Raw genomic sequence first — 11,191 nt, forward strand, 5'->3', positions numbered from 1 at the left:
TAGCCGGATGGAGACGCGCGGGCGTGTGTTGTCGGTGGCGTCGGAATGCGTGCCTCTGCTGAAGACCGGCGGGCTGGCCGATGTGGTGGGGGCGCTGCCCGGCGCATTGGCGGGGCAGGGCTGGGACATGCGGGTGCTGATGCCCGCCTACCGACCGCTGCGGGCGCAGACCGAAGGCTGGCCCGAGGTCTTTGCCGAGGCCGACCTGTTCGGCGGGCCGGGGCGGGTGCTGGCGGGCGAGGTGGCGGGGGTGTCGCTGCTGCTGCTGGACGCGCCTCATCTTTACGACCGCGAGGGCGGGCCCTATGCGGGCGCATTCGGTGACTGGCCCGACAATCCGCAACGTTTTGCCGCGCTGAGCTGGATCGCGGCCCGCATCGCGCGCGAAGGGCTGGGCGATGGCTGGCGCCCGCAGGTGCTGCACGCCCATGACTGGCAGGCCGGGCTGGCGCCGGCCTATCTGGCGTATTCCGGGGCGGAGGGCGTGCGCTCGGTCATGACGGTGCACAACATCGCGTTTCAGGGCTGGGCCGATCCGGGGATGCTGGGGCTGCTGCGGCTGCCCTATGCGCAATTTCACGCCGATGCGCTGGAATACTACGGCGGCCTGTCCACCCTGAAGGCCGGGCTGGTGACGGCGGATGCGATCACCACCGTGTCACCGACCTATGCGCAGGAACTGATGCGGCCCGAATACGGCATGGGGTTGCAGGGGGTGATTGCCGCGCGCGCGGGCCAGGTGCGGGGCATCCTGAACGGGGTCGATACTTCCGTCTGGTCGCCCGAGGCGGAGCCTTTGCCCTATACTGTGAAGAACCGCGCGGGCAAGGCACGCAACCGGGCGGCGCTCTGCGCGCTGTTCGGGCTGGAGGTGCCGGGGCCGCTGGCCATCGTCGTCAGCCGCCTGACCGACCAGAAGGGCATCGACCTGCTGCCGGCCGTGATCCCGGATTTCGTGGCGGCGGGTGGCGGGCTGGCGGTGCTGGGCACTGGCGATCCGGCGCTGGAAGGCGCAATGCACGGGCTCGCCGCGCGCTTTCCCGGCCGTGTTTCGGTGCGGATCGGCTATGACGAGGCGCTGAGCCACCAGATGTTCGCGGGTGCCGACGCCGTGCTGGTGCCCTCGCGGTTCGAGCCTTGCGGGCTGACACAGATGTATGGCCTGCGCTATGGCACCCTGCCGGTGGTCGCGGCGGTGGGCGGGCTGGCCGATACCGTGATCAGCGCCAACCCGGCGGCGATGGCGGCGGGGGCGGCGACCGGCATCAGCTTCACCCCGACCGATGCGCTGGCCTTCGGCGTGGCGCTGCGGCAGCTGGTGTCGCTTCATGCCGACCCGAAGGCCTGGGCGGCGGTGCAGGGCAATGCGATGCGCGCCGAGGTCGGCTGGGATGCCTCGGCCGCGGCCTATGCCGGGCTTTACGAAAGTCTGGTCGGGTGATTGCCATCAGCGACCTGCCGACCCGGCTGGCGGGCCATGCCATCAGCCCCGGCCGCCCCTGGCCGATGGGGGCGCAGTTTGATGGCGACGGCGTCAACGTCGCGGTATTTTCCGCCCATGCGGAACGGATCGAGCTCTGCCTGTTCTCGCCCGATGGCCGGAAAGAGCTGTGCCGGATTCCGGTGACCGAACGCGATGGCGATGTCTGGCACATCCATGTCGGCGGCATGACGCCGGGCACGCTTTACGGCTTTCGCGCCCACGGCCCCTATGCGCCCGAGGCCGGGCACCGCTTCAACCCCAACAAGCTGCTGATCGACCCCTATGCGCGGCAGCTTTCGGGGCGGCTGAAATGGTCGGATGCGCTGATGGGCTACAAGATCGGCAGCCCGCGCGCCGACCTGTCGTTCGACACCCGCGACAGCGCCTTTGCCGTGCCGAAATCGGTGGTGGTCGATGCCACGTTCAACTGGGGGGGCGATACGCCGCCAAGGGTGCCCGCGGCCGACAGCGTGATCTACGAGGCGCATGTCAAGGGCCTGACCGCGCTGCATCCGGACGTCGAGGGCGGCGTACGGGGCTCTTTCCTCGGCATGGCCTCGGACCCGGTGCTGGACCATCTGCAACGGCTGGGGGTGACAGCGGTAGAGCTTCTGCCGGTGCAGGCCTTCCTTGACGACCGCTTTCTGGTGTCGCGCGGCCTGCGCAACTACTGGGGTTACCAGACCATCGGCTTTTTCGCGCCCGAGCCGCGCTACATGACGCGCGGCGCGATCTGGGAGTTCCAGACCATGGTGCGCCGCTTCCATGCGGTGGGGATCGAGGTCATCCTCGATGTGGTCTACAACCATACCGGCGAGGGCGACGAACTGGGGCCGACGCTCGGCTTTCGCGGGCTGGACAACCGAAGTTACTATCGCCTGCTGGAAGGCGGGCGGTACTACGTCAACGACACCGGCACCGGCAACACGCTGAACCTGACGCAGCCGATGGTGCTGCGCATGGTGATGGACAGCCTGCGCTACTGGGTCGAGGTGATGCACGTCGACGGCTTCCGCTTCGATCTGGCGGCGGTGCTGGGGCGCGAGACGATGGGCTTCGATCCGCAGGGCGGGTTCTTCGACGCGATCCGCCAGGACCCGGTGCTGGCGCATGTCAAGCTGATTGCCGAGCCGTGGGACATCGGGCCGGGCGGCTATCAACTGGGGTCGTTCCCGCATCCGTTTCTGGAATGGAACGACCGCTTCCGCGACGGGGTGCGCCGGTTCTGGCGCGGCGACGCCGGGATGGCCCCCGATCTGGCCAAGCGCCTGCTCGGCTCTGCCGAGCGGTTCGACCATTCCGGGCGGGCGGCAACCTCGTCGGTGAACTTCCTGACCGCGCATGACGGCTTCACGCTGGAAGATCTGGTGTCTTTCAGCGTCAAGCGCAACCTCGCCAACGGCGAGGACAACCGCGACGGTCACGACGACAACCATTCCGACAACATGGGGGCGGAAGGGCCGAGCGCCGACCCCGCCATCCTCGCCGCGCGCGACCTTCGCAAGCGCAACCTGCTGGCGACGCTGATGCTGAGCCAGGGCACGCCGATGCTGCTGGCGGGCGACGAGATCGGCAATGCGCAGGGCGGCAACAACAACGCCTATGCGCAGGACAATGAAACCGGCTGGGTGACGTGGACGGGGGCCGATGCCGGGCTTGCGGATTTCGTCGCGCGGCTGATCGCGCTGCGCCGCGCGCATCCGGTGCTGCGCCAGCGCCGTTTCCTCCATGCCCGCGCGCGCGCCTGGGACGGGTTGCCCGACGTGATCTGGCGCCGCGCCGATGGTGCTGCGCCGCGCCCCGAAGACTGGCACGACCCGGCCTTCCGCTGCCTCTGCGTCGAGTTGCGCATGGCCGCCGAAGGGCCGGGCACCCCCGACGACGTGATCTTTGCCGTGCTGAACGCGGGGCCGGCGGTCAAGCTGTTCCTGCCCGCCACGCAGGCACGCTGGCAGTTGATCCTTGATACCACACGCCCCGGGGCCGGGGCCGAAACCGCCGTGACCGGGCTTGAAGCCCCGGCGCAATCCGTGCTGGTGTTCCAGCCGCTGATCCTTCCGGAGGACTGACATGACCGCCAAGACCGTTCCCACCACGCCCATCGCGGGGCAGAAGCCCGGCACCTCGGGGCTGCGCAAGAAGACCCCGGTGTTCATGGGGCCGCACTATCTGGAAAACTTCGTTCAGGCGACGTTTGACGCCATCGGCGGGGCTGCGGGCAAGACCTTCGTGCTGGGCGGCGACGGGCGCTATTTTGGCGACCAGGCGGCGCAGGTCATCCTGAAGATGGCGGCGGCCAATGGCGCGGCGCGGGTGATCGTGGGGCAGGGGGCGATCCTCTCCACCCCCGCCGCCAGCCACCTGATCCGCCTGCACCGCACCGACGGCGGCATCATCATGTCGGCCAGCCACAACCCCGGCGGGCCGGAGGAGGATTTCGGCGTGAAGTTCAACACCGCCAACGGCGGCCCGGCCCCCGAGGCGGTGACCGAGGCGATCTTTGCCGCGACGAAAGCCCTCAAGCACTACCAGATTTCGGACGCGCCCGACATCGACCTGCACTCGGTCGGCTTCGTGACGATCGACGGCATGGCGGTCGATGTGGTCGACCCGGTGGCCGATTATGCCACGCTGATGGAAAGCCTGTTCGATTTCCCGGCGATAAGGGCGATGTTCGCGGCGGGCTTCCGGATGCGGTTCGACGCGATGTGCGCGGTGACCGGGCCTTACGCGAAGGAGATTCTGGAAACGCGGCTCGGCGCGCCGCATGGCACGGTGGTCAACGGCACGCCGCTGCCCGACTTCGGCGGGATGCACCCCGACCCCAACCCGACCTGGGCCCATGCCCTGATGGACGAGATGTTCGGCGCCGATGCGCCCGATTTCGGCGCGGCCTCGGATGGCGACGGCGACCGCAACATGGTGGTGGGGCGCGGCGTCTATGTCTCGCCTTCGGACAGCCTGGCCGTGCTGGCGGCCAACGCGCACCGCGTGCCCGGCTATGCGGGCGGGCTGAAGGGCGTGGCACGGTCGATGCCGACCTCGGCGGCGGTGGACCGGGTGGCCCATGCCCTGGGGATCGAGGCTTACGAGACCCCGACCGGCTGGAAGTTCTTCGGCAACCTGCTGGATGCCGGGCGGGTGACGCTCTGCGGCGAGGAAAGCTTCGGCACCGGGTCGGACCATGTGCGCGAGAAGGACGGGCTCTGGGCGGTGCTGTTGTGGCTGAACATCCTGGCGGTGCGGCAGGAAAGCGTGGCCGAGATATTGACGCAGCACTGGGCGCGGTTCGGGCGCAACTACTACAGCCGCCACGATTTCGAGGCGGTCGCCACCGACAAGGCCGACGCGATGATGGCGGACCTGCGGGCCGCGCTGCCCGATCTGCCGGGCCGGGTGGTCGAGGGCATGACCATCGCCGCCGCCGACGATTTCGCCTATGAAGACCCGGTCGACGGCTCGGTGTCGCTGCAGCAGGGGCTGCGCGTGCTGTTCACCGACGGCAGCAGGTTCGTGCTGCGCCTGTCGGGCACCGGCACCGAAGGGGCGACGCTGAGGCTCTACCTTGAACGCTATGCGCCGGGGCCGGCCGGGCTGGGGCTGGATGCGCAGAAGGCGCTGGCCCCGGTGATCCGGGCGGCGCACGAACTGGCCGGGATCGAGCGGTTCCTTGATCGCACCGCCCCCGACGTGGTGACCTGAGGCCGGATTCGCCGCGACCTGTCGCCTTTCGCCAGGCCCTGCGCCCGGAAACGGCATTTGCCGGTGGCAGGGCGGGCACGCCGGAGTCGGCGATCGGGTCGATGGTGGTCGGGCAACTGGCGCGGCGGCTGAACCTGCCGCTGCGCTGTTCGGGCAACGTCACCACGTCGAAGCTGCCCGATGCGCAGGCGATGACCGAAGGCACCCTGTCGATGCTCGCGGCGATTCTCGGCGGCGACAGTTTCATCCTGTATTCGGTGGGGTTTCTCGACGGCCTGCCGGGCATGTCACGCGAGAAGTTCAAGCTGGATGCCGACCTTTGCGGCGCGCCGCACGGCTGTCCGAATGGCGTGCTGATCGACGACAGCACCCTTGCCGCCGATGCCTTTGCCGCGGCCGGCCCCGGCAACCGCTTTTTCGGCTGCGCCCACACCATCAGGAACCACGAAACCGCCTTCCGGAACAGCGAAGGCGGCGGGCAGCCACGATGCGGCTTTCCGCGCCAATGCGCTGTGGAAGAAGCGGCTGGCAGCGTTCGAGGCCCCGGCGATGGGAGGAACCGGCCGCGTTCGTCACCGTCCGCAAGGCCGGGGCATTGAACCCGGCGTCAGACCTTTGGCCAGATTGTCGCAGGGGGCGGTTGCTGCTAGTCTGCCCCCCAGCACATCGCGACGCAGGCATCACATGACCGCCACGTTCCCCCCCAGACCGCCCGGCCTGCAGCAGTCGGCGCTGATCATCGACGACCATCCGCTGTTCTGCGATGCGCTGGTGATGACGCTGAAGGCGGTGACCGGCATCACCTCGGTCGAAACCGTGGGCGGGCTGGAGGCTGCGCTGGCGCTGCTTGACCGGGGGCTGGCCCCCGACGTGGTGGTGCTGGATCTGAACCTGCCCGATGTCTCGGGGCTGGACGGGCTGATCCGGCTGCGGGCGGCGGCGGGGGGCGTGCCGGTGGTGGTGGTGTCATCGCTGGCCGACAACCGGGTGGTCGGGGCGGCGCTGCGGGCGGGGGCTGCGGGCTTCGTGCCCAAGCATTCGCGCCGCGAGGTGTTCCGCGCCGCGTTCGAGGCGGTGCGTCTGGGCGAGGTCTACTGGCCCGAAGGCTATGTGCCGCAAACCGACCCCGAAGCCCCGGCAACCCGGCGCGAGGATGCGGTGGCGCGGCTGGGCCTGCTGACCCGGCAGCAGGCCAGGATCCTGCAACTGATCTGCGAGGGGCGGCTGAACAAGCAGATCGCCTTCGATCTGACCATCGCGGAAACCACCGTCAAGGCGCATGTCACCGCGATCATGCGCAAGCTCGGGGTGCAAAGCCGCACGCAGGCGGTGCTGATCGCCAAGGAAACCAGCTTTGCCAGCCTGATGCCGGAAGACGGCTGACCGGGGCACGCCTCTTGTCAGAGGGGGCGCCCGCGGCTTACGCTGGCCCCCAGGGAGGACATCGATGGATCTGTCATGCGAGGCGACGCCCCGGGCATCCGGCGCGCCGCTTCTTTCCACCGCGCATGTTCCGGCCCGGCTGCCCGATAAGGCGGCGCGGCTGCTGGCGGCGCTGGGTCCGGGGCCGTTTGCGGTGGTTATCCTGTTCATCTCGCCGCTGGCCGACATGGACGGGCTGATAGCCCAGCTTGACCGCTGCGCGCCCGGCGTGCCGGTGATCGGCTGCACCACGGCGGGGGAAATCTCTCCCGAAGGCTATGCCGAAGGCGAGATCGTGGCGCTGGGGCTGCCTGCCGCGCATTTCGCCGCCGACACGCTGCTGATCCCCGATCTGGGGCATCTGGACCGGCAAGACCTGATCGGGCGGCTGATCCGGTCGCGGGCGGGCCTCGCACGCCAGCAACCGCGCTGGGACAACGAATTCGCCTTCCTGATGGTCGACGGCCTGTCGATCCGCGAGGATGAGCTGACCTCGGCGCTGGCATCGGGTCTCGGGCCGGTGCCGCTGTTCGGCGGGTCGGCCGGTGACGGCACGCGATTCAGGCAGACCTTCGTGCTGCACGAGGGGCGCGCGCTGCGCAATGCCGCCGTGCTGACCATGCTGCGCAGCGATTGCCGGGTGAAGGTGTTCAACCTCGACCATCTGGTGCCCACCGAGCGTCGCATGGTGGTGACAGAGGCCGACCCGCTGAGCCGCACGGTGCGCCAGATCAACGCCGAACCGGCCGCGCGCGAATATGCCCGCCTGCTGGGCAAGGACCCGGGGCAGTTGACCGCCTTCACCTTTGCCGCGCATCCGGTGGTGGTGCGGATCGGCGGCAAGCACCATGTCCGGGCCATCCAGCAGGTGGCCGAGAATGGCGACCTCGTGTTCTTCTCGGCGATCGACGAGGGGCTGGTGCTGACGCTGGCCGAACCGCAGGACATGGTGGCGCATCTGGATGCCGAGCTTTCCGCCCTGTCGCAGGGCGGCGCGCCCGCGGCGATCATCGCCTGCGACTGCATCCTGCGGCGGCTGGAGGCGCTGGAAAAGCAGAAATACGGCGCGGTGTCGGGATTGCTGCGCCGCCACCGGGTGATCGGCTTTTCCACCTATGGCGAGCAGTTGAACGCGATGCATGTCAACCAGACGATGACCGGCGTCGCCATCTATCCGCCGGGAGGCTGACCGGCGATGCCGCATCCCGTGATGATCGACACCCTGATCAACCCGGCCGATCCCCCGGCCCGGCAGACCGAGAAGCTCCTGGCCATAGCGCAGGTGCTGATGCGGCGGGTCGAGCAGGTGACCGACGATTCGGGTGCGGCCTATGCCCAGTTCCAGCGTGCGGCCATGCTGGAAGATCAGGTCCGCGCCCGCACCCGCGACCTTGAACGCGCGCTCGACCTCTTGAACCTGTCGAACGCCCGGCTGGCCGAGGCCAACCGCGCCACCGAGGCCGCGCGCCAGAACCTCGCGAACGCCATCGAAACGGTGCAGGAAGGCTTTGCCCTGTTCGATGCGCAGGACGTGCTGGTGATGTGCAATTCCCGCTTCGGGATGCACATGCTGGACCTGCGCGAGCATCTGAAACCGGGCCTGACCTTTGCCGACTATGTGGAAAGGGTCAGCCAGTCGCGCTATCTGGCGCTGCCCGATGCCGAAAGCCCGGAAGACTGGTCGATCCGCCGCAAGCGCCGCCACGAGGACCGCCATGTGATCTTCAACGTGCGGATGATCTGGGACCGCTGGGTTCAGGTGTCGGAACACCGCACCGCCGATGGCGGCACCGTGATCCTGCAGACCGACGTGACCGACATCATCCGGCTGGAACGGCAGGAACGGGGCAAGATGCTGGACGATCAGGCCCGCATCATCCGCGCCACGCTGGACCACATCGACCAGGGCATCTGCATCTTCGACGCCGACCGTCGGCTGGTCGGGTGGAACCAGCGGCTGAGCACCCTGCTGGCGATTCCGGTGGCGCGCCTGCTGCTGGGGGCGGGGTTCGCCACGCTGCTGCTGCGCGCGCAGCAGGGCATCTCGTTTGCCGAAGGCATGACCGCCGACCGTCTGCAGGCCTGGGTCGAGGCCACCGCCCCGCGCCCGGCGCTGCGCTTCACCCTGCGGCGCGGGTCGGACATGATGCTTGACGTGTTCGCGCAGGAGATGCCCGACCGCGGCTTCGTGATGAGCTTCACCGATGTCACCGCCGAACGCGATGCGATTGCCGCGCTCTACCTTGCCAACGAGACGCTGGAAGCGCGCGTGATGGAGCGGACGCTGGAACTGGAGGATGCGCTGGGGGATGCCGAACGGGCCAACGCCTCGCGCACCCGCTTTGTCGCCGCCGCGAGCCACGACCTGCTGCAACCCCTGTCGGCGGCCAAGCTGTTCATCGCCTCGATCAGCGACGAGGCGGTGACGCCCCGCGCCCACGAGGCATTGCAAAAGGCGCAGAACGCGCTCGATTCGGTCGAAGGCATCCTCGGCGCGCTGCTGGATATCTCCAAGCTGGAACGCGGACGGGCGGCGGTGTCGGAAGGCCCGGTGCGGCTCGACCGGCTGCTGGGCCAGTTGCGCGACGAATTCGCGCCGATCGCCGCCGCCAAGGGGCTGGCGCTGGTGGTGCTGCCCTCGCGCGCCACCGTGCTGTCGGACCCGACCTACCTGCGGCGCATCCTGCAGAACCTGATCGGCAACGCCATCCGCTACACCGCGCGGGGCCGTGTGCTGGTCGGCGTGCGCCGCCGCGGCCACGGCGTGCGGCTGGAGGTCTGGGATACCGGGCCGGGCATTCCCGAGGCCGATCAGGACGCGATCTTCCGCGAGTTTCACCGGCTGGACGCCCCGGCCTCGGCGTCGGAAGGCATGGGGCTTGGCCTCGCCATCGTCGAGCGGGCCTGCGCCCTGCTGGGGCACCCGCTGGGCCTGCGCTCGGAGGTCGGGCGCGGCACCTGCTTCATGCTTCAGGTGCCGCTGGCCGACCGGGCGGGGCCGGCCGAGGTGCGCGCCCCGCGCGGCGTTTCGCTTGCCAACCAGCACCGCATCGCCTTTCTGGTGGAAAACGACGACGACCTGCGGCGCGCGCTGGGGCTGCTGCTGGAACGCTGGGGGATGAGCGTGCTCGACGCAGCCTCGGGCGAGGAGGCGTTGGCGCTGATTGGCGAGCTTGGCATCCTGCCGGATTTCTTTCTGGTCGATCAACAGCTTGGCACGGGCATGACCGGGCTCGACTTCATCAAGGCCCTGCACGCCGCGCATGGGCCGGTGCCCGCCTGCCTTGTCACCGCCAACCGCGACCCGGCCGTGCAGGCGCGGGCCGCGGGGCAGGGCGTGGCCTTCCTGCACAAGCCGATCGAGCCGCGCGCGCTGGAGTCTTTTCTGGCCACGCTCGCCCCGGTCTGACGCGCAAAGGGCAACACTACGACGAAGGTTTCATTTGCGGTGCGACAATCTGGCCTTACTGTCGATGCGAACAGGGGATGAGGGGCTCGTGAACATGGAACGGACGACATGCATCTGACCGGCGCGCGCGACATCATGGCCGATCCCGGCACGGTCTGGGCGGCAATTCTGGACCCCGAGGTGCTGAAGCTCTGCGTGCCCGGCTGCGAAAGCATGAGCGGCAGCGTGGAGGACGGCTTCGAGGCCGCGGTGGTGCAGAAGGTCGGCCCGGTCAAGGCGCGCTTCACCGGCACGGTGACGCTGTCTGATCTGGTGGTTCAGCAAAGCCTGAAGATCACCGGCGAAGGCAAGGGCGGCGCTGCGGGCTTTGCCAAGGGCGGCGCGCAGGTCACGCTGGAACCGATCGAGGGCGGCACCCGGCTTGGCTACGCCGCCGAGGCGCATGTCGGCGGCAAGCTGGCGCAGCTTGGCAGCCGCATCATCGACGGCTTCGCCCACAAGACGGCGGACGAGTTCTTCACGCGCTTCAAGGATGTCGTCGAAGGCCCGGCCGAACCGGAGCCGGTCGCGGCCGAAACCCCGGCAGATGACCCCTCGGCGGATGGTGAAAAGAAAAAAGGGTGGTTCCGCCGCATCATCGGCTGAACCGGAAAATCGACAGGGAGAGAACCATGACGAAAGTCACGATGACCGTGAACGGAAAATCCGTCTCGGCCGAAACCGAAGGGCGCACGCTGCTGTCCTCCTACCTGCGCGACGGGCTGGGGCTGACCGGCACGCATATCGGATGCGACACCTCGCAATGCGGCGCCTGCGTCGTGCATGTCGATGGCAAGGCGGTAAAAAGCTGCTCGGTCTTCGCGCAGGACGTGGCAGGGGCCGACGTGAAGACCATCGAGGGCATGGCCAACCCCGACGGCACGCTGGGCACCATCCAGCAGGCGTTTCAGGACAATCACGGGCTGCAATGCGGCTTCTGCACCCCGGGGATGGTGATGTCTGCCGCAGCGCTGCTGGCCGAAAACCCGCAGCCGACCGAGGCCGAGGTGCGCCACTATCTGGAAGGCAACATCTGCCGCTGCACCGGCTACCACAACATCGTGAAATCGGTTCTGGCGGCATCGGGGCAGGAAGTCGTGCCCGTCGCCGCCGAGTAACCGTTTCCAATGATAATA

9 protein-coding genes are annotated in these 11,191 nt (G+C 68.7%); all 9 read left to right on the forward strand.

Annotation, left to right across the window (positions count from 1 at the left end):
• Positions 1 to 7 precede the first annotated feature (7 nt).
• The 9 genes from glgA (at position 8) to RNZ50_11775 (ending at position 11,173) form a co-directional block, all read left to right on the forward strand.
• On the forward strand, positions 8 to 1,441 hold the full coding sequence (gene glgA, locus RNZ50_11735; protein MDT8855673.1) for a glycogen synthase GlgA: 1,434 nt from the start codon (positions 8 to 10) through the stop codon (positions 1,439 to 1,441).
• A gap of 5 nt (positions 1,442 to 1,446) precedes the next feature.
• Complete coding sequence (gene glgX, locus RNZ50_11740) at positions 1,447 to 3,552, forward strand: glycogen debranching protein GlgX (protein MDT8855674.1); 2,106 nt, start codon at positions 1,447 to 1,449, stop codon at positions 3,550 to 3,552.
• A gap of 1 nt (position 3,553) precedes the next feature.
• Positions 3,554 to 5,185 (forward strand): alpha-D-glucose phosphate-specific phosphoglucomutase, encoded by a 1,632-nt coding sequence (locus RNZ50_11745; GenBank protein MDT8855675.1) that lies wholly within the window; start codon positions 3,554 to 3,556, stop codon positions 5,183 to 5,185.
• A 101-nt stretch (positions 5,186 to 5,286) separates the two neighbouring features.
• Positions 5,287 to 5,784, forward strand: a complete 498-nt coding sequence (locus tag RNZ50_11750; protein ID MDT8855676.1) for a trimethylamine methyltransferase family protein — start codon at positions 5,287 to 5,289, stop codon at positions 5,782 to 5,784.
• An 85-nt stretch (positions 5,785 to 5,869) separates the two neighbouring features.
• Positions 5,870 to 6,568 (forward strand): response regulator transcription factor, encoded by a 699-nt coding sequence (locus RNZ50_11755; protein MDT8855677.1) that lies wholly within the window; start codon positions 5,870 to 5,872, stop codon positions 6,566 to 6,568.
• A 64-nt stretch (positions 6,569 to 6,632) separates the two neighbouring features.
• Positions 6,633 to 7,796 carry an FIST N-terminal domain-containing protein gene (locus tag RNZ50_11760; protein MDT8855678.1) on the forward strand — a complete coding sequence of 388 codons (1,164 nt, stop codon included), beginning with the start codon at positions 6,633 to 6,635 and terminating at the stop codon, positions 7,794 to 7,796.
• 21 nt (positions 7,797 to 7,817) lie between these two features.
• Positions 7,818 to 10,016: a PAS-domain containing protein gene (locus tag RNZ50_11765; protein ID MDT8855679.1), complete on the forward strand. Its 2,199-nt coding sequence runs from the start codon at positions 7,818 to 7,820 to the stop codon at positions 10,014 to 10,016.
• 108 nt (positions 10,017 to 10,124) lie between these two features.
• Positions 10,125 to 10,661 (forward strand): carbon monoxide dehydrogenase subunit G, encoded by a 537-nt coding sequence (locus tag RNZ50_11770; protein ID MDT8855680.1) that lies wholly within the window; start codon positions 10,125 to 10,127, stop codon positions 10,659 to 10,661.
• Positions 10,662 to 10,687: 26 nt separating this feature from the next.
• On the forward strand, positions 10,688 to 11,173 hold the full coding sequence (locus RNZ50_11775) for a (2Fe-2S)-binding protein (GenBank protein ID MDT8855681.1): 486 nt from the start codon (positions 10,688 to 10,690) through the stop codon (positions 11,171 to 11,173).
• The last annotated feature ends 18 nt before the right edge of the window (positions 11,174 to 11,191 follow it).

The organism is Paracoccaceae bacterium Fryx2 (assembly GCA_032334235.1).
Taxonomy (GTDB): Bacteria; Pseudomonadota; Alphaproteobacteria; order Rhodobacterales; family Rhodobacteraceae; genus JAVSGI01.